Source organism: Halopseudomonas sp., from assembly GCF_036961105.1.
In the GTDB taxonomy this organism is placed as follows: domain Bacteria; phylum Pseudomonadota; class Gammaproteobacteria; order Pseudomonadales; family Pseudomonadaceae; genus Halopseudomonas.
Genome location: NZ_JBALWW010000001.1, coordinates 296,159 through 314,423, shown reverse-complemented (window position 1 = coordinate 314,423; position 18,265 = coordinate 296,159). Strand labels below are relative to the sequence as shown.

Below are 18,265 nucleotides of genomic sequence, written 5' to 3'. Positions count from 1 at the left end.
AAGAAATAAACGTAAAGTTGTTCGGCTTACTCGGCTTACTCAACGACCGACTGGCCATTGCGCACGAAGCAGGGTTTGACCACCCGCACCTCCAGCTGCTTGCCACGGATCTCGACCTTGGCAGTACTGCCGGTGGCGCGCGGCACGCGGGCCAGGGCAATGGAATAGCCCAGGGTTGGCGAGAAGGTCCCGCTGGTGATCTCACCTTCGCCGACGCCTTCGACTATGACCTTCTGATGGCCGCGCAGCACAGCACGCTCTGACAACACCAGACCGACCAGCTTGGGCTGATCGCCCGCCTCTTTCTGTGCAGTAACCGCAGCGCGGCCGATGAAGTCGCGCTCGCTTGGCTCCCAGGCAATGGTCCAGGCCATGTTGGCGGCCAGCGGCGAGATGCTTTCGTCCATATCCGAGCCGTACAAATTCATGCCGGCTTCCAGACGCAGTGTATCGCGCGCGCCCAGACCGCACGGCTTGCAGCCGGCAGCCAGCAGGGCGTCCCAGAGTGCGGCAGCTTCTTCACCGGGTAGCATGATTTCCAGGCCGTCTTCACCGGTGTAACCGGTACGGCCGATGAACCAGCCGCTCTCCGGCAGGCCCTGGAAGGGTTTCAGATCGCTGATCAGCGCGGCGCGGGCGTCGGATACTACGCTCTTGGCCACCTCAATGGCGCGCGGACCCTGCACGGCGATCATCGCCAGATCGGGGCGTTCGGCCAGGGTGACGGCAAAGGATTCGGCCTGGCGGTTCATCCACGCCAGATCCTTTTCGCGGGTCGCGGCATTGACCACCACGCGGTAGCCATCCACGGTGAGATAGACGATCAGGTCGTCGATCACGCCGCCCTCCTCGTTCAACATGCCGCTGTACAGCGCCTTGCCGGAAGATTTGAGGCGCGCCACGTCATTGGCCAGCAGATATTGCAGGTAGTTCTGCGCTTCGGTGCCGGTGACGTCGACCACGGTCATGTGCGACACGTCGAACATGCCCAGGTCGCGGCGAACCTGATGGTGCTCTTCCAGTTGCGAGCCGTAATTCAGCGGCATGTCCCAGCCGCCAAAATCGACGATCTTGGCGCCGGCGGCGAGATGCTGGTCGTACAGGGGAGTCCGCATGGCCATGCAGCAGTCCTTCTGATCGGTGGAATTTCAAAGCCGGGATTGTAGCCGCAAACCGCTACGCTGTGCAGCCCTTGCGCCAGGCCTGCGATTAGCGGTGCACCCGGTGCTCGTTAGCCCGGACGCCGGGCCGAGCGGCGAATCAGCACTATCACCGGCAGCAGGCCAGCCAGCACCAGACTCAACGCCGGCAGAGCGGCACGCGGCCAGTCGCCCTCGGCGGTCAGGCTGTGGATGCGCACAGCCAGGGTGTCCCAGCCGAAAGGTCGCATCAACAGCGTAGCAGGCATTTCCTTGAGCACATCGACAAACACCAGCAGCGCGGCGCTGAGAATGCCCGGCAGCAGCAGCGGCAGATAGATGCGCCAGAGCACGCTGAAACCGGAGTGCCCCAGACTATGCGCCGCCTCCGGCAGTGCCGGGCGAATACGCGCCAGGGCGGCGTCCAGCGGGCCGCTGGCTACCGCCATGAAACGAATCAGATAAGCCAGCAGCAAGGCAAAGAGACTGCCCAGCAGCAAGGGCGCAGGGCTTTCTGCACCCAGCCAGAGGCGCAGCGGGATCAGCAACTGGTTGTCGGCAAAACTGAAGGCGAACATGATACCCACCGCCAGCACCGAGCCCGGCAGCGCATAGCCCAGATTGGCCACGGCCACCGCCGAACGGACGCGGCGCAGCGGTTGCAGGCGCCGCGCCAATACTAGCAACAGGGCTACTGTAACCGTGGCCAGGGCGGCAATGCCGCCCAGCAGCAGGGTGTTGCGAATCAGCATCCAGTACCGACTGTCCAGATCGCTCTTGCCGCTGCTGAACAACCAGTAGAGCAGCTGCAGCACCGGAATGATGAAGGCGACACTCAATACCAGCAGACAGAAACCGAACGCCAGCCAGCCGCGCGCGCCCCGCAGCCGGTAGAGCGCGCCCTGCCGCGGTCGCTCGGCACCGGGGAAGCGCTTGCTGCCCTGCGCCCGGCGCTCGGCGTAGAGCGCCACCAGCACAAAGAGCAATAGCAGACTGGCCAGTTGGGTCGCGGTCTGCAGACTGAAGAAGCCATACCAGGTTTTGTAGATGGCGGTGGTGAAGGTGTCGTAGTTGAACACCGAGACGGCGCCAAAATCTGCCAGGGTTTCCATTACTGCCAGTGCCGCGCCGGCACCGATGGCCGGGCGCGCCATGGGCAGCGCCACGCGCCAGAACCCCTGCCAGGGTGAGTGGCCGAGCACCCGCGCCGCTTCCAGCAGCCCGCGGCCCTGGGCCAGAAAGGCGCCGCGCGCCAGCATGTACACGTAGGGATAGAACACCAGCACCAGCACCAGAATCACGCCGCCGGTGGAACGAATCGGCCACATGCGAAAATCATTGCCCAGCCAGCTGCGCAACAGGGTTTGCAGAGGGCCGGCAAAATCCAGCAACCCGATCATCACGAATGCCAGCACGTAGGCCGGTATGGCGAAGGGCAGCATCAGCGCCCAGTCGAACCAGCGCCGACCCGGGAACTCGCACAAGCTGGTGAGCCAGGCCAGACTCACGCCCAGCAGTACCACCCCGGTGGCCACGCCCACGACCAGTACCAGAGTATTGCTCAGCAAGCGGCCCATCTGCGTCTGCAACAGGTGCGTCCAGATTGCCAGGTCGAGGCTGTTCCAGCTCAGCACCAGTACCAATAGCGGCATCAGCACCAGTGCGGCGGCGCTGTAGGCCAGCAGTCGCCAGCGACGCTTGTCGGGGATGGAAGGGTGCAGCACGGCAACTCCTGCAGACACTGAAACAAAAACGCCCGGTCAATCGACCGGGCGTGCAGTATATCGGCAAAAGCCGATCAAGGCTTTGTTACGATCAATGCCAGCCAACGCGATCCATCATCATGATGGCTTCAGCCTGACGCCGGCCCGCCACTTCCACGTTGATGTTGTCGGCCTTGAACTCGCCCCAGGATGCTACCTCTTCCGACGGCTTGACCGACTCGTTGGCCGGGAATTCCTGATTCACATCGGCAAAGATGCGCTGCGCTTCTTCCGTGGTCAGCCATTCCAGAAAGGCGATGGCTTCTTCGGGATGCTTGGCGTGGCGGGTAACGCCGGCGCCGGAGATGTTCACATGTACGCCACGACCATCCTGGTTAGGCCAGAACAGTTTGACCGGAATATCCGGATTGGCTACTTCCAGACGACCGAAATAGTAGCTGTTGACGATGCCTACATCACACTGGCCGGCAGCAATGGACTGCAGTAGCGCGGTGTCATCAGGGAAGACCGGGGTAGCCAGATTGTTGACCCAGCCCTGGAGTACTTCTGCGGTGCGCTCCTCGCCCAGGGTTTCGATCATGGTGCCCGTCAGCGACTGGTTGTAGACCTTCTTGGCGGTGCGCAGACACAGACGGCCGTTCCACTCGCTGTCGGCCAGCGCTTCATAGGTGCTTAGATCGGCTGGATCAACGCGCTCGGTTGAGTAGGCGATGGTGCGGGCACGCAGCGACAAACCGGTCCAGTAGCCCTCTGCGGAGCGGTACTGCGCCGGGATATTGGCCTCGATTGCGTCAGATTTTACTTCGCGCAGCACGCCCTGCTGCTCGGCCTGCCAGAGGTTACCGGCATCTACAGTGATCAGGAGATCGGCGGGCGTGTTGGCGCCTTCGGCCTTGAGACGCGCCAGCAAGGGCGCTTCGCTGTCGGTGATGAATTGAATTTGGGTACCGGTTTTCTCGGTATACAGATCGAAGACCGGTTTGATCAGATGATCCTGGCGTGAAGAATAGACAACCAGTTCCTTGGCCTGGGCCAGGCCGCTCAGGGTGCTGAAGACCAGCCCCATTACGGCGGCATTGCGAATCACTGACATGGCGAAGCCTCTTGCGAGAGAAATGAATGGTGAGCAACGACAGCAGATGATAATGATTAAGGTTTAGCCTGGCAAACGCGCGACTGTTGCAGGGCATTGCACCAGCGCGTGAAACATTCAGGGGCGCGCCAGCGTGGGCAGCTCGCCGCTCAACCCCATCGCCCGACGCATTACCTCGGATTTGATCATCGGCGCCTGATCGAACATCTTCATGCCGGCATTGCGCAACCAGCGCAGCGGCAAGGCCTGCGCATGGAATAGACGCTCAAAGCCCTCCATGGCGGCCATGACCGCGAGGTTGTTACCCATGCGCGCGCGCTCGTAGCGCTGCAGCACGTCCAGCCCCGCCGGGCTTTCACCACGCGCCAGTGCGGCGCAGAGCACATCACGCAGAACGGCGGCATCCAGGAAGCCGAGGTTCACGCCCTGACCCGCCAGCGGATGAATGCTGTGCGCGGCATCGCCCACCAGCACCAGGCCAGGCATAGCGTAATGCTTGGCATGCCGCTGGCGCAGCGGAATGCTGACGCGTTGATCCGCCGCGAGCACCGGCCCCAAACGTCCCTCCAGCGCCTCGGTCACCGCCGCGCAGAAAGCCGCATCATCCAGCGCCATCACTGCCTGAGCGCGCTCGGGCAGCAATGACCAGACAATCGAGCAGTAATGCTGGCCGCCCCGCGAAGGCAGCGGCAGAAAAGCCAGCGGGCCACTGGGCAGAAAGCGCTGCCAGGCGGTGTGCTGGTGTGGCTCGGAGAGGGTGACCGTGGTCACCACGGCATGGTGCAGGTAATCCCATTCCCGCATGGCAAAGCCGGCCAGTTCGCGCAGTCGTGAGCGCGCGCCGTCCGCCGCCACCACCAGCGGAGCACGCATGCGCTGCCCATCGGTACAATCGACGCGCCAGCCGGTATCTTCGCGCACCAGGCCCTGCACGGTGAGGCCGGGCAGCAGGGTAACGCCGCTGGTGACCAATTGCGCCAGCAGGGCGTTCTGGATCTGATAATTCTCGACGATATGGCCCAGACGCAGCTCGCCCAGGTCCTGCGCGGCGAAGCGCACCTCGCCAGTGCCTTCGGCATCCCATACGCACATGCTGCGGTAGGGCGAAACCGACTCAGGGCCTAAATGCTGCCAGGCGCCGAGGTTCTTCAGTATCTGTTCGGATGCGGCGCTCAGCGCACTCACGCGCGGGTCGAAACCCGAGGGTGTGGTGGCCCGCGGAATGGGCTGCAACGGCTGGCTGTCGAGCAAACCGATGCGCAGGCGCGAATCGGCCATGGCGCAGGCCAGCGCCGCGCCCACCATACCGGCGCCGACAATCAGCAGATCAAAGGCTTGAGTGGAATCCTGCTGCGGCGCTGTTGTATTCATCCTTTCAACCCCATGGCCTGTCGGGCGAAGACCGACTTGAGTGGCGACACTATATCCATTCCCAGCAAGCCGAGGTTGCGCCCAGCCGTGAGTACCGGGCGGCGGTTGCTGAACAGCCGGGTGAGCCAGTCGCTGAGGGCGATGGTTTGGCGTTGATCACTTTGCTGCTGCTGCAGATAGCGTTGCAGCACCCGCAAATCACCTGGCGATTCGGCAACACCGCTATTGAGCAACTGGTCAGCCAGCGCCATGGCATCACGCAATGACAGGTTAAAACCCTGACCAGCAATGGGGTGCAGGCTGTGCGCCGCATTGCCCAACACCACCAGCCCGGAGCGCACCTGCTCTTCGGCCTCGATCAGGCTCAAGGGATAGCTGTGGCGCAGGCCCACTTTTTTCAGCGCGCCCATACGAAAGCCGAAGGCCTCCTGCAGGCGGACGAGAAACTCTGCGTCTGGCAGCGCCGCAACTGCGGCGGCCTCCCCCGCCGGCAACGTCCAGACCAGCGCGCTGCGGCGCTGCGACATGGGTAACAGCGCCAGCGGACCGCTGCGGGTAAAGCGCTCATAAGCCACACCGGCGTGCCCGGCCGAGCTGGTGATATTGGCGATGACCGCCGTCTGGCCATAAGGCCGGCTGTGGCGGTGAATACCCAATTGTTCAAGCAGTCCGGATCGTCCGCCATCGGCGATGATCACCAAATCGGCGTGTTGCTGCGTTTCACCCTGCTCGCTCGCCACTGTAAGCTGATGCCCTTCGGTGGCAGGCCGAATGCCGGTCACTCGCGCCGGCGCCTGCCAATTGACCACGGAATGATCCAGCGCGCCCAACAGCGCCTCGCCCAGCACGGCGTTTTCAGCAACGTAGCCCAGCGCGGGCACCCCTTCGCTGGCGGCCGAAAGCCGGGTTACTCCGGGATAGCCCCGATCCGACACATGAATATGCGCAATCGGCTCGACCTTGCCAGCCAGCGCCGGCCAGACGCCGAGTCCTTCCAGCAGCAGTCGGCTACCGTGCGACAGCGCGGTGGAACGCGCATCATAGCTTGGCTGTATCTCGCCGCTGCCGGGCGGTTGCGCCTCGATCAGTTGCATCTGCCAACCGCGCTCACGGGCATGGGACTGCAAGGCTAGCGCCAGACTGGCGCCCACCATGCCGCCACCGACAATGCTGATCAGGCGGTTCACGCGGGCTCGGCCTCGGTTTCCCGGGCCGCAGCCATCAGCGCTTCAATCTCGTCCGGATCCTTGACCACCTTGTCGGTGAGCACCTGGCAACCGGTTTTGGTGACCACCACGTCATCCTCGATGCGCACGCCAATACCGCGCCATTTGCGCGGCACTGTCTCGTCGTCGGGCGAAATGTAGATGCCCGGCTCGACCGTCATCACCATGCCCGGCTCCAGCGCGCGCCAGACGCCGCCCACGCGATATTCGCCCACATCGTGTACATCCATGCCCAGCCAGTGGCCCACACGGTGCATGTAGAAGCGCCGATAGGCCTCGCTGGCAATCAGCTCCTCGACGTCGCCCTTGAGCAGCCCCAGTTCCACCAGGCCGGCGGTAATCACCCGCAGGCTGGCGTCGTGGGCTTCGTTCCAGCTGCGATCCGGCGCTATGGCCTCGAAAGAAGCATATTGCGCGGCCAGTACTATGTCATAGATGGCCCGCTGCTCGGGGCTGAAACGGCCGTTGGCCGGGAAGGTGCGGGTGATGTCGCTGGCGTAGCAATCCAGCTCGCAGCCGGCATCGATCAGCACCAGGTCGCCATCGCGAATCTGCGCATTGTTTTCGGTGTAGTGCAAAATGCAGGCGTTGCGCCCGGCAGCAACAATGGAAGAGTAGGCCGGCGAGCGACTGCCGTGGCGCATGAAGCTGTGTTGCAACTCGGCTTCGAGCTGGTATTCGTACATGCCGGGGCGACACACCTGCATGGCCCGGGTATGCGCCTCGCAGGAAATATCCGCAGCGCACTGCATGACTTTCAGCTCACCCGCGCTCTTGTACAGGCGCATGTCATGCAGCAGGTGATCCAGCGCGACAAACTCGTTGGGTGGCTGCGCGCCAAGGCGTGCCTTGCTGCGAATCAGGTTGATCCAGTTGGTCAGCCGGCGATCAAACTCCGGGTTGGCACCCATGGCGTAATAGACCCGGGTGCGGCCTTCGATCAGACCGGGCAGGATGTCGTCAACATCGGCAATCGGAAAGGCATCGCTGGCGCCGTATTCGCTGACCGCGCCTTCCTGGCCGGCGCGGTAGCCATCCCACAACTCGCGCTCTTTATCCTTTTCGCGGCAGAAAAGCACGTAGTCGCCATGCTCGCGGCCCGGGATCAGCACGGCCACGGCCTCCGGTTCGGGGAAGCCGGTGAGGTACTGGAAGTCGCTGTCCTGGCGGTAGTTGTGCTCCACATCACGGTTGCGAATGTACACGGGCGCCGCGGGCAGAATCGCGATGCTGTTGGCTTCCATCTGATTCATCAGCGCCTTGCGGCGGCGAGCGTAGTCCTGCTTGCTGATTTGCATGAAGACCTCGATCAATGCAGTGATGCGGGGGGAGTATCCTGCTCGTTGCTGGCCGGCTGGCATTCGCTGAACACCATGAGCGCCGCCATGCGTACATATTCCATGACTTCCATGAAGTCGACCTCGTTGGCCTCGGATTCATCCAGATCGGTCTGCACCTGCGAAATGGCAACAAAGTCGCGCAGCACGCTGTCGGCCTCTTCGCTCAGTTCGCCGCTACGCTCGACCAGGCCAAAGCCGGCGAGAAAGCCTTCACACCACTCGCCCAGTGCCTCAGTGCGGTGGTCCACGGTAGCCGAGTCATCGGGCAGCACCAGCGTAAGATCAAAACCGCTGCCGGTGAGTTCCGCCAGGCTGGCGTCGTAGAGCTGGATCAACGCCACCTTGCCGGCCTCGGCAAGCGTGCTGGTGCCGTCGAGCAACTCCTGCGCCACAGTCAGCCAGGTAGTATGGTCCAGACGGGCGCCCGCTGCCAGGCGGCCGGTCAGATGGCCATGCAGTTCGGCCGGTCGCACCACCGCCCCCACTTCACTGCAGAGCTGGGCGTAGCGATCATAGTCAAAAACGGCGGGCATCAAAGCCATAGTGGTTTCCGGGCCTCCGGCAAATGAGAAACAGGCACTGCTGCGGCTTGGGAATACAGGTATGCTATGGCCTGCATGCGGACGCTCGAAGCAGATGAACTAATGTGGCTCTATTGTGCCTGCCCAGGCCGGGGTAAATCTACCGCCCGCCCCAGGCAAGCCCAATCCAATAGTGCATTGCGCGAGGTTTGACCACCTTGCGGGCCGCCTCTATAGTGGCTCAACACCGGGAAGACAGAATGGCACCAATGGACGCACCCGATATCAACGCCCTCGCACAACGCATTACCCAACTGATCGACCTCTGCGACCAGCTCAAATTGCAGAATCAGCACCTGCTTGCGCAGGAGCGTCTGTGGCGGGATGAACGCGTACAGTTAATCGAAAAGAACGATTTGGCCCGTCAGAAGGTCGAAGCCATGATATTGCGTCTCAAATCCCTGGAGCACGACTCATGAGCCAACCCCTGACTGTCATCCTGCACATACTCGACAAGGAGTATCGCGTCAGTTGCCCGCCGGAAGAGCGGAGCAATCTGGAGCAGGCCGCCCGCCACCTCGACACCACCATGCGCGACATCCGCAACAGCGGCAAGGTCATTGGCGTGGAGCGCATCGCCGTGATGGCGGCGCTGAACATCAGTCATGAGATGCTGACCGGCAACCACGATCAGAGCGGCGCCCTGGACGATCAGAAGGCGCAGATCAGCGAGTTGGTGAAGCGGCTTGATCAGGCACTGGAAAACCACCAGAACTGAGTTTGGCGAGCGTCAGAACCTTCCGTCTTGTCAGCAATTTTCCCATCGGCATCGAAGTCCAACCGGGTTTTCTGTATAGTGGGCAACATCCCTGGGGTGTTGGCCAGTCGGAGATGTCCCTGAGCCGATACTCCTGTACCAGGAGGCCACGCGTTGTTGCCAGTGTGCATGTCCGCATGACGGAAAGCCTGAGGCAGCGCCGTGTCCCCCACCTTGAACTTTCGGGTTCAAGGGCTAACCCGGCAGCGGCACTCTGGGGACCTTTTCCATGACACCCGACTCTCGCAAGCAATTACGCAAACACTTGCGCACTGCTCGCCGCAGCCTGAGTCGGGTCGAACAAAGACGCGCCAGCCAGCAGCTGACGCGCCGTCTGAGCAAAACCAGCCTGTTTGTACGTAGCCGCCACATTGCCTTTTATTTGGCTGCCGATGGCGAGATAGACCCCCTTCCTCTGCTCCACCGCTGCCGGCGCTTGCGCAAGCACTGCTATCTGCCAGTGCTGCACCGTTGGCCCAGCACCCGGATGAGCTTTCAACGCCTGCTACCCCAGCAGCGCTGGACGCGTAACCGCTATGGCATACGTGAGCCGCTACCCAACCGCAAGCTGCAGGTCAGACCCTGGCGCCTTGATCTGGTATTGATGCCGCTGGTGGGATTTGATGAGTCTGGCAACCGGCTGGGAATGGGCGGCGGTTTCTATGACCGCAGTTTTGCCTTCAGGCACAGGCGAGCGAGCTGGCGGCGGCCAGCGCTGATCGGGCTGGCGCATCAGTGTCAGAAGACTGAAGCACTGCCGGCGGCCAGTTGGGATATCCCGCTGGACGGCATCGCCACCGACCATGAGTTATTGTTGCTGCGCCCCGACCTGCGGATGCCGCTCAGGCTCGAGGATAATCAGGGGTAATCATAGGAGGGCTCGGCCGGCGCTTCGCGCGCCGAGGACTTTTCCAGGTAACTCTGGGTATACCCCGTAGTCACCACCCCAAGACCGAAAACGATTACCAAAACCCACAACATATCTGGTTTGCGTCGCACGCGTTGCCTCCTCCACTATCCGGCAATCTATTATTGATCTGTACGCGTTTTTTACTGTCCTGCCCCCTGTGAGCTGAAGGACGAAAAACCCGCGCAACAGTGGGTGTCATTTATAACCTTTAGACAAGAATGTCAAGACCAGACATATCAAGGAGCTATATATATGGCCTTCTGGCTGATGAAATCCGAACCGGACGCTTTTTCCATCGACGACCTGATCGCCGCGGGACAGGCACCCTGGGACGGGGTGCGCAATTATCAGGCGCGTAACTTCATGCGCGGCATGCAGCCCGGAGACACCTTTTTCTTCTATCATTCCAGTTGCCAGCCGCCCGGCATTGCCGGCATCGGCGAGATTGTCAGCCAAGCCTACCCCGACCGGACCGCGCTAGACCCCGAGAGCCCTTATCACGACCCGAAAGCCAGCGCTGAGAAACTACCCTGGGTAGCAGTGGATGTTGTGGCCACCAGCAGGTTCCCGAAACTTCTGATGTTGAGCGAGATCAGACAACTTGCAGGCCTTGAGGATCTGCCCCTGCTGCACAAGGGCAATCGCCTGTCCGTGATGCCGGTCAGCGCGGAGCAATGGTCCATTCTGACTACGGCCATATGATGGCAAGAGCCACCTGGCTGTCGCGACCACTGGCTCAAATGGCAGCATTGTGCTATCAGTACACCGACATCCACAGAGTGCAGCCATGCCAGTTCGCTCAGCCGCCCGCCACCCCAAGCACGCCCTGACGCTGATAGTCCTGCTTCTTGTTGCCCTGCTGTTTGCCATTTTCTATCTCTGGCAGGCGCTGCTGGCTGCAGAGCAGACTCAGGCCCGCGCTCGCCTGCAGCTCGAAGCCAACCGCCTGTTGCGCGATTTCGAGAATTTTCAGGCGATCGAGTGGCTTGATCGTGATTACCGCATGCGCTGGGTTCAACCGCTGGCCGGCAATGAAGCCGCCGTCGATTTTGTCTATGGTCCAGAGCACCCCAACTATGCCGTGCTGGCCGAGGTGGAACGCACTGCAACTGCGCACCTGAGCAACAGCTTTCAATTGGTCCAGGGCGGTCAGGGACTGGCCTATTACGTCCCGCTATATCGCCAGACCGAGACGGGCACGGAGTTTGACGGTTTTCTGCTGGGCATCTTTCGCGTTGAGGTGCTGCTCGCCGACCTGCTCAAGAACCTGCAAGCCAATCGGCTGAGTGTCGAGTTGGAGGCGCGCGGCCAGACGTTGATCAACCGCCCCACCAACGACCAGGTTACCAACAGCTGGAGCGTATCCAGCCCGGTGGAACTGGGCGAAAACCACAACTTCATGCTGGTGGTGCACCCCACCCGTCATCTGCTGGCCACCGCCACTACCCACTTGCCCCTGATGATCATGATCAGTGGCAGCCTGGCGGCCCTGCTACTGTGCTATTCGCTCTGGCTGGCCCTGCAGGCTGCTCGCCGCAACCAGATACTGAAAAGCACCAACCGCCAGCTGCAGGCCGAAGTGGTGCGACGCCAGGCGACCGAAGAAAGCCTGCAACACAATCAGGCACGCCTGAAACTGATCATCGACATGACCGACCACAGTCATGATGCCCTGTTCATCATCGGCCTGCGCCCGCAGGAGCTGGTTTATCTGAACCGCACCTGCTGGCAGAGCCTGGGTTACACCGAGGAGGAGTTGCGTCAGTTGGCCAGCATTGCGCCGCGCGACATCATGCCCGACGCGGATTCCTGGCTGCATGCGGTAAAAAAACTCATTCACGATCAGGGCAACGCCATTTTCCAGCAGCACGTACGCCGGCGCGATGGCAAACTGACCCCGCTGGAAATCAGCGTGCGACATCTGCGTCGCCTGGGCCGAGATTATCTGATCTGCGTGGGCCGCAACAACAGCGAGCAACTGGAGATCGCCGAGCGACTGCAACGGCTATCCAACCAGGATGGCCTGACCGGCCTGTATAACCGTCGCTATTTCGACAAGACCTTGCTCAGCGAGTGGCGCCGACTACGCCGCGACAACGCGCCACTGGGCCTGCTGATGCTGGATGTAGACCACTTCAAACGCTTCAATGATCACCTCGGCCACCAGGCCGGTGACGACGCGCTGCAGCGCCTGGCCAATGCACTGAACAATTGCCTGATGCGCGAGGGCGACTGTGTGTGCCGCTACGGCGGCGAAGAGTTTGCGGTGATATTGCCGGGCGCCGACCCGAGCCAATGCCTGAAAGTGGCCCAGCGCATTCATGAAGCCGTGGCATTGATGGCGTTGCCGCACCCGGAAACCAGCAACGCCAGCGGGCTACTCAGCGTGAGTATCGGCGCCGCCAGCCTGCAACCCATGCCGGAATGGGGTCCGCACGACCTGATCAAACAGGCCGATGCGGCCCTGTATCGAGCCAAGGACGAGGGCCGCAATCGCACCTGCAGCGCCGAGCCGAACGAAGGGCTATAGCTCCAGGAGGGTCTCTAGGTGCGGCTCTGGCGGCTGCTAACCCAGGTACAACCGGTAGGCCGGGTTATCGGTCTCATCCCAGTACTGGTAGCCGATACCCTCCAGCGCCTGGGTCACCAGGTGCCTTTCTTCCTGCGGCACCTGCAATCCGGCCACTACCCGGCCATAGGCCGCGCCGTGGTTGCGGTAATGGAACATCGAGATATTCCAGCGCCCGCCCAGTTTGTTGAGAAAGTTGAACAGCGCGCCAGGGCGCTCGGGGAACTCGAAGCGGAACACCAGCTCGTCGGTCACCTGCTCGGCATGCCCACCGACCATGTGCCGCACGTGCAGCTTGGCCAGCTCGTTGTCGGTCAGATCCAGCACCGGGAAACCCTGCTTGCTCAACTGCGCCACCAATTGGTCGCGCGGGTCCAGTTCCGGGTGCGTCTGCACACCCACAAAGATGTGCGCCTCGCTGCCGCTGTGATAGCGGTAGTTGAATTCGGTAATGGCGCGCTTGCCGATGGCTTCGCAAAAGGTCTTGAAGCTGCCGGGCTTCTCGGGAATGGTGACCGCCAGCAGCGCTTCGCGCTTCTCGCCGATCTCGGCACGTTCGGCGACGTGGCGCAGGCGATCGAAGTTGACGTTGGCGCCAGAGTCGATAGCGACCAGCACCTTGCCGCTGCAACCTTCGCGCGCCACGTATTTCTTGATCCCGGCCACGCCCAGGCAGCCGGCGGGCTCGCAGATGGAGCGGGTGTCGTCGTAGATATCCTTGATTGCCGCGCACATTTCGTCGGTGGTGACGGTTATCACCTCGTCCACGTAGTGACGACACACCTCGAAGGTATGTTCGCCAATCTGCGCCACGGCGACGCCATCGGCGAACAGTCCGACCTGGCTCAGCACTACACGTTCGCCGGCGGCCATCGCCGCCTTGAGGCACGCCGAATCTTCCGGCTCGACGCCAATCACCTTGATCTCGGGCCGCAGGTATTTCACGTAGGCGGCGATACCGGCAATCAGGCCGCCGCCGCCCACGGGTACGAAGATGGCATCTATGCCGGAATGCACCTGGCGCAGAATCTCCATCGCTACCGTGCCTTGGCCGGCGATGGTGTCAGGATCGTCGTAGGGATGGATGTAGACGAAGCCCTTTTCCTTAACCAGCTTCTGCGAGTAGGCCAGCGCCTCGTCGAAGGCATCACCGTGCAACACCACCTTGCCACCGCGGGCGCGCACTGCCTTGACCTTGATCTCCGGCGTAGTGCGCGGCATCACGATGGTCGCCTTGACGCCCATATGCCGGGCAGCAAAGGCCAGGCCTTGCGCATGATTGCCGGCCGAAGCCGCCACCACGCCACAAGCCCGTTGCTCGTCGGTCAGCTGCGCCAGCTTGTTGTAGGCGCCACGAATCTTGAACGAGAACACCGGTTGCAGGTCTTCGCGCTTGAGCAATACGGTGTTACCCAGGCGCTCGGAGAGGAAAGGCGCGGCGTGCACCGGGGTTTCAACCGCCACGTCGTAGACACGTGAGCAGAGGATTTTCTTGACGTAGGTTTCAAGCGTCGGGTTTTGCAGCATGGGTGAGGTCAGCTTGTTCCGGGGGATAAAAGCGGCCAGTCTAGCGAATCCGCGCTATCGCGACTACACGCCAGCCATGGCAACCCCGTATAATCCGCGTTTTTGCCAGCACCCTTTCCAGCCCCGAGGAGCCGACCATGACCCAGGACGAACTGAAACAGGCCGTAGGCCAGGCCGCCGTGGAGCGTCTGCTGCCGTATTTGGACGACAAGAGCGTGATAGGCGTGGGCACCGGTTCCACCGCCAATTGCTTTATCGACGCGCTGGCCAAACACAAACTGGCCTTCGATGGCGCCGTCGCCAGCTCGGAAGCGACCGCCGAGCGCTTGAAGAGCCACGGCATCGCCGTGTACGAATTGAACAGCGTGAGCCATCTGGATTTTTACGTGGATGGTGCCGATGAGAGCAACGACAGGCTGGAGCTGATCAAGGGCGGCGGCGCCGCACTGACGCGCGAGAAAATTGTCGCGGCCGTGGCCAGAACCTTTATCTGCATCGCCGATGAAAGCAAGCTGGTGCCGGTGCTGGGCAGCTTCCCGCTGCCAGTCGAGGTGATTCCCATGGCGCGCAGCCATGTGGCGCGCGAAATCGTCAAGCTGGGCGGTGATCCGGTCTATCGCGAAGGCTGCGTGACCGACAACGGCAACGTGATACTCGATGTCTACAACATGTCGATCGTCAATCCGCAGCAGCTGGAAAGCGATCTGAACGCTATCGTCGGCGTGGTCTGCAACGGGCTTTTCGCCGCGCGCCCGGCCGATGTACTGCTGCTGGGCACCAAGGACGGGGTGAAAGCGCTGGAGCGCTCTTGAGCGCTCTACTTGCCGGGCACAAAGCGATAGAACAGATTGGGCTCGCTGACCAGATACAGCCGGCCCGCACTGTCGAGTGACAACCCTTCGGCCTGCGGTACGGTTTTCTGCAGGCCGCTCATACCGCGCCACAAGCCCAGCAGGCTCAGCGGCCTGCCCGTCTCGCTGTACTCCACAACCATGTGCGACTGATCACTCAGCAACAGCAGGTGACCGGTTTCATCGTGCGTACTCAAGGACGACAGATCATGCATGAACAGCCGTGGCGAATCGGATGATTCGAGCTCCTGAATCGCCACCTGCATGGGCTCCCCCGGCCGCGCATCGACAAATCCGGTGATCGACAGCACGCGCATGGGGTCGCGTTCCTTGACGACCAGCAGCCGCTGTCTGCGGTGATCCCATGACAGCCCCTCAAAACCCTTGTTGCCGTTCAGATCCATGCCGATGGTCAAGCTGGCGGCGGCGTCCGTTGCAACGTCCAAAGCCTGCGGCGGCACATCCAGAATCAGCAATCGCTGCGTACGCTCTTCGGCTACCACATAACGATTGCCGCCTACATGCGTGAGACCTTCCATGTCCTCCACGCCGTTAACGCGCACCTTGCGCAGCAGCTCACCCTCCAGGCTCAACTCGACCAGCAGCGGCTCGCGATTAAGCGTGGCAAACAGGGTGTTGCTCTCGCGGTTGTAGGTTAGCGAGGAAAGATCGTCTTGCAGCCCAACTACCTCATGCCCTTCAATTTCGACACGATAATTGCCCAGACGCATGCTCGCGCTCTGGGGGGGCTGTGCATCCAGGCGCCAGGCATGCCAGAGCAAACTGTCGAGGTGCAGCAAATGCAGCGCGGACGCGCTCAGTAGCAAGAGTAAAAGCAGACCTATCAGCCGTTTTCTCAAGTCGGGTCAGCCGGCGATACGCGTGGTGACCTGTAACTTGCCCGGCATGGCCAGTTGCAATTGATCGCCAGGATTCAGCACCCCCACCCCCGCCGGGGTACCGGTGATCACCACATCGCCCGGCAACAGGGTGAACTGGGTGGCGACATGCCGCAGCAGCGCGAGTACCGGTGTAATCATTTCCGCCGCCGTGCCCTGCTGGCGAAGCTCACCGTTGATTTCCAACTGCAATGACAACTCGCTCAGCTCACCCGCCTCGGCCGCTGGCACAAAGGGCGTCAGGGGGCAGGCACCATCGAAACACTTGGCCCGCTCCCAGGGATGCGCCTTGGCCTTGAGCTGATCCTGCAACTCACGCAGGGTCAGATCCAGCGCCAGGCCGACACCGGCAATCGCTGCGCTGGCTTGAGCCTCAGACACCTCGCCAGTCAGTGGCTGACCGATCAACAGCGCAATCTCGGTCTCGTAGTGCACCGGCCCGCGCCCCTGAATCAGGGCCAACTCCTCACCAATTGGCACCACCGAGGTGGCCGGCTTGATAAACAGCAGCGGCTCGGTGGGTACCGGGTTGTTCAGCTCACGCGCATGCTCGGCGTAATTGCGACCAACACAAACCACCTTGCCCATGGGCAAATCAATCGCAGTACCGTCAGTGTAGTGGTGCTGGTAATTCATCAGAGTTCTCCAAAAGCCGCGGTATGCAGATGGAGGCAAAGCGCAGCCCCCGCTTGCTTGCAGCTTGGGGCTTGACGCTTGCCGCTTTTAGCTGAAAATCTTGCCCGGATTCATGATGCCGTTGGGATCAAACACCGCCTTGATCGATTTCATCACGGCGATTTCCGCCGGGCTGCGGCTGTAGGTCAGATAGTCGCGCTTGGTCATGCCCACGCCGTGCTCGGCGGAGATGGAACCGTTGTACTTCTCGACAATCTCGAATACCCACTTGTTGACCCTGGCGCACTGGCCGAAGAACTCATCCTTGGACAGATTCTCCGGTTTGAGGATATTCAGGTGCAAATTGCCATCACCGATGTGACCGAACCAGACGATCTCGAAATCGGGGTAGTGTTCACCCACGATGGCGTCGATATCGTGCAGGAAGGCCGGTACCTTGCCGACGGTGACCGAGATATCGTTCTTGTAGGGTGTCCAGTGCGAGATGGTCTCGGAGATGAACTCGCGCAGCTTCCACAGATTCTGCAGCTGCTGCTCGCTCTGGCTCATGACCCCATCCAGCACCCAGCCCTGCTCGACGCAGTGTTCGAAGGTAGCCAGGGCGTCGTTGGCAATCTCTTCGCTGATGGCTTCAAATTCCAGCAGCGCATAGAAGGGGCAGTCGGTCTCGAAGGGCGCCGGTACATCCCCACGGCCCATGATCTTGGCCATGGCCTTATCGGAGAAAAACTCGAAGGCGGTCAGATCCAGCTTGTCCTGGAATGCGTGCAGCACGGGCATGATGGAGTCGAAGTCCGGCGTACCCAGCACCATGGCGGTCAGGTTCTTGGGCGCGCGCTCCAAGCGCATGGTCGCCTCCACCACAAAGCCCAGGGTGCCTTCGGCGCCGATAAACAGCTGGCGCAGATCATAGCCGGTGGCGTTCTTGATCAGATCCTTGTTCAGCTCCAGCAGCTCGCCCGTGCCGGTTACCACTTTCAGGCCAGCGACCCAGTTGCGCGTCATGCCGTAGCGAATCACCTTGATACCGCCAGCGTTAGTGCCGATATTGCCGCCAATCTGGCTGGAGCCGGCAGAGGCGAAATCGACCGGGTAATACAGACCCTGGTCTTCGGCGAACTGCTGCAGCTGCGCCGTGACCACGCCTGGCTGGCAGACAACGGTGCGGTCGAACTGGTTGAAATCGCTGATCTGGTTCATATAGTCGAATGACACCACGATTTCGCCATTGGCCGCCACGGCTGCAGCAGACAGACCGGTGCGCCCGCCGGAGGGCACCAGCGCCAGCTTCTGCTCATTGGCAAAGCGCACCACGGCCTGCACCTGTTCTACGGTCTTGGGGAATACGATGGCCAGGGGCGCGGGCTCGAAATGCTTGGTCCAGTCCTTGCCCCAGGCGTTGAGTGATTCGGCGTCAACGCGGACCTTGTCCGGCTCAACCAGGGTCTTGAGGGTAGCAATCACGGCTTCTGGGGTCATGGCGGGCTCTCAAACGAAATTCATGCAGCGCCTGAGCACATTTCATGCAGCCACAGGCATCAAAAAAGGCAGATTATGCTAGCATACGCGGCTTCCGAAACAGGACACTTCTGTCGGACTAAATCGCAGAAGGCTTTGCTCGGCTCATCTCAATCAGCATTCG

General features: G+C 61.5%; 18 protein-coding genes and 1 other RNA gene. 7 read left to right on the top strand and 12 right to left on the bottom strand.

Annotated features, from left to right (window positions below; all coding sequences use genetic code 11):
• Positions 1-35 precede the first annotated feature (35 nt).
• The 7 genes from gcvT to V7756_RS01380 all read right to left on the bottom strand — a co-directional run bounded on the left by gcvT (position 36) and on the right by V7756_RS01380 (position 8,435).
• Entirely contained in the window at positions 36-1,121 is a 1,086-nt protein-coding gene (gene gcvT, locus V7756_RS01410; RefSeq protein ID WP_335608378.1) for a glycine cleavage system aminomethyltransferase GcvT, read from the bottom strand.
• Between the two features lie 110 nt (positions 1,122-1,231).
• Positions 1,232-2,863, bottom strand: a complete 1,632-nt coding sequence (locus tag V7756_RS01405) for an ABC transporter permease (RefSeq protein ID WP_335608377.1) — start codon at positions 2,861-2,863, stop codon at positions 1,232-1,234.
• 91 nt (positions 2,864-2,954) lie between these two features.
• Positions 2,955-3,956 (bottom strand): extracellular solute-binding protein, encoded by a 1,002-nt coding sequence (locus V7756_RS01400; RefSeq protein ID WP_335608376.1) that lies wholly within the window; start codon positions 3,954-3,956, stop codon positions 2,955-2,957.
• A 117-nt stretch (positions 3,957-4,073) separates the two neighbouring features.
• A complete protein-coding gene (locus tag V7756_RS01395; RefSeq protein WP_335608375.1) occupies positions 4,074-5,327 on the bottom strand; it encodes an FAD-dependent monooxygenase in 1,254 nt (417 codons plus the stop codon).
• Positions 5,324-6,514 (bottom strand): 2-octaprenyl-6-methoxyphenyl hydroxylase, encoded by a 1,191-nt coding sequence (ubiH, locus tag V7756_RS01390; RefSeq protein WP_335608374.1) that lies wholly within the window; start codon positions 6,512-6,514, stop codon positions 5,324-5,326. The genes V7756_RS01395 and ubiH overlap by 4 nt, the downstream gene beginning before the upstream one ends.
• Positions 6,511-7,851 (bottom strand): Xaa-Pro aminopeptidase, encoded by a 1,341-nt coding sequence (gene pepP / locus V7756_RS01385; protein ID WP_335608373.1) that lies wholly within the window; start codon positions 7,849-7,851, stop codon positions 6,511-6,513. Before pepP ends, ubiH begins: the two co-directional genes overlap by 4 nt.
• 11 nt (positions 7,852-7,862) lie before the next feature.
• Positions 7,863-8,435 carry a UPF0149 family protein gene (locus V7756_RS01380; RefSeq protein ID WP_335608372.1) on the bottom strand — a complete coding sequence of 191 codons (573 nt, stop codon included), beginning with the start codon at positions 8,433-8,435 and terminating at the stop codon, positions 7,863-7,865.
• A 239-nt stretch (positions 8,436-8,674) separates the two neighbouring features.
• Between V7756_RS01380 and V7756_RS01375 the strand changes: the two genes are divergently transcribed.
• The 4 genes from V7756_RS01375 (at position 8,675) to V7756_RS01360 (ending at position 10,099) form a co-directional block, all read left to right on the top strand.
• Positions 8,675-8,893 carry a TIGR02449 family protein gene (locus tag V7756_RS01375; protein WP_442908930.1) on the top strand — a complete coding sequence of 73 codons (219 nt, stop codon included), beginning with the start codon at positions 8,675-8,677 and terminating at the stop codon, positions 8,891-8,893.
• Positions 8,890-9,192, top strand: coding sequence for a cell division protein ZapA (locus tag V7756_RS01370; RefSeq protein ID WP_335608371.1), 303 nt, complete (start codon positions 8,890-8,892; stop codon positions 9,190-9,192). Before V7756_RS01375 ends, V7756_RS01370 begins: the two co-directional genes overlap by 4 nt.
• Positions 9,193-9,277: 85 nt before the next feature.
• Positions 9,278-9,456, top strand: a non-coding RNA gene (ssrS, locus tag V7756_RS01365) — 6S RNA.
• A gap of 4 nt (positions 9,457-9,460) precedes the next feature.
• The gene (locus tag V7756_RS01360; RefSeq protein WP_335608370.1) at positions 9,461-10,099 is read left to right on the top strand and encodes a 5-formyltetrahydrofolate cyclo-ligase; all 639 of its coding nucleotides are present in this window, start codon (positions 9,461-9,463) and stop codon (positions 10,097-10,099) included.
• On the opposite strand, the gene V7756_RS01355 is transcribed toward V7756_RS01360, so the two are convergent.
• Positions 10,090-10,230: a hypothetical protein gene (locus tag V7756_RS01355; RefSeq protein ID WP_335608369.1), complete on the bottom strand. Its 141-nt coding sequence runs from the start codon at positions 10,228-10,230 to the stop codon at positions 10,090-10,092. The genes V7756_RS01360 and V7756_RS01355 overlap by 10 nt on opposite strands.
• A gap of 163 nt (positions 10,231-10,393) precedes the next feature.
• Between V7756_RS01355 and V7756_RS01350 the strand changes: the two genes are divergently transcribed.
• Both V7756_RS01350 and V7756_RS01345 read left to right on the top strand, forming a co-directional pair.
• Positions 10,394-10,843: an EVE domain-containing protein gene (locus V7756_RS01350; protein WP_335608368.1), complete on the top strand. Its 450-nt coding sequence runs from the start codon at positions 10,394-10,396 to the stop codon at positions 10,841-10,843.
• 85 nt (positions 10,844-10,928) lie between these two features.
• Entirely contained in the window at positions 10,929-12,671 is a 1,743-nt protein-coding gene (locus V7756_RS01345; protein WP_335608367.1) for a diguanylate cyclase, read from the top strand.
• A 36-nt stretch (positions 12,672-12,707) separates the two neighbouring features.
• Here V7756_RS01345 and ilvA read toward each other — a convergent pair whose 3' ends face one another.
• Positions 12,708-14,237 carry a threonine ammonia-lyase, biosynthetic gene (gene ilvA, locus V7756_RS01340; protein ID WP_335608366.1) on the bottom strand — a complete coding sequence of 510 codons (1,530 nt, stop codon included), beginning with the start codon at positions 14,235-14,237 and terminating at the stop codon, positions 12,708-12,710.
• Positions 14,238-14,374: 137 nt separating this feature from the next.
• Here ilvA and rpiA point away from each other — a divergent pair, with 137 nt between their 5' ends.
• Entirely contained in the window at positions 14,375-15,049 is a 675-nt protein-coding gene (gene rpiA / locus V7756_RS01335) for a ribose-5-phosphate isomerase RpiA (RefSeq protein WP_335608365.1), read from the top strand.
• A gap of 5 nt (positions 15,050-15,054) precedes the next feature.
• On the opposite strand, the gene V7756_RS01330 is transcribed toward rpiA, so the two are convergent.
• The 3 genes from V7756_RS01330 to V7756_RS01320 form a co-directional block, all read right to left on the bottom strand.
• On the bottom strand, positions 15,055-15,819 hold the full coding sequence (locus V7756_RS01330; protein ID WP_335608364.1) for an SdiA-regulated domain-containing protein: 765 nt from the start codon (positions 15,817-15,819) through the stop codon (positions 15,055-15,057).
• 135 nt (positions 15,820-15,954) lie between these two features.
• The gene (locus tag V7756_RS01325) at positions 15,955-16,623 is read right to left on the bottom strand and encodes a fumarylacetoacetate hydrolase family protein (RefSeq protein ID WP_335608363.1); all 669 of its coding nucleotides are present in this window, start codon (positions 16,621-16,623) and stop codon (positions 15,955-15,957) included.
• Positions 16,624-16,710: 87 nt separating this feature from the next.
• The gene (locus V7756_RS01320; RefSeq protein ID WP_335608362.1) at positions 16,711-18,102 is read right to left on the bottom strand and encodes an FAD-binding oxidoreductase; all 1,392 of its coding nucleotides are present in this window, start codon (positions 18,100-18,102) and stop codon (positions 16,711-16,713) included.
• Positions 18,103-18,265: the final 163 nt, after the last annotated feature.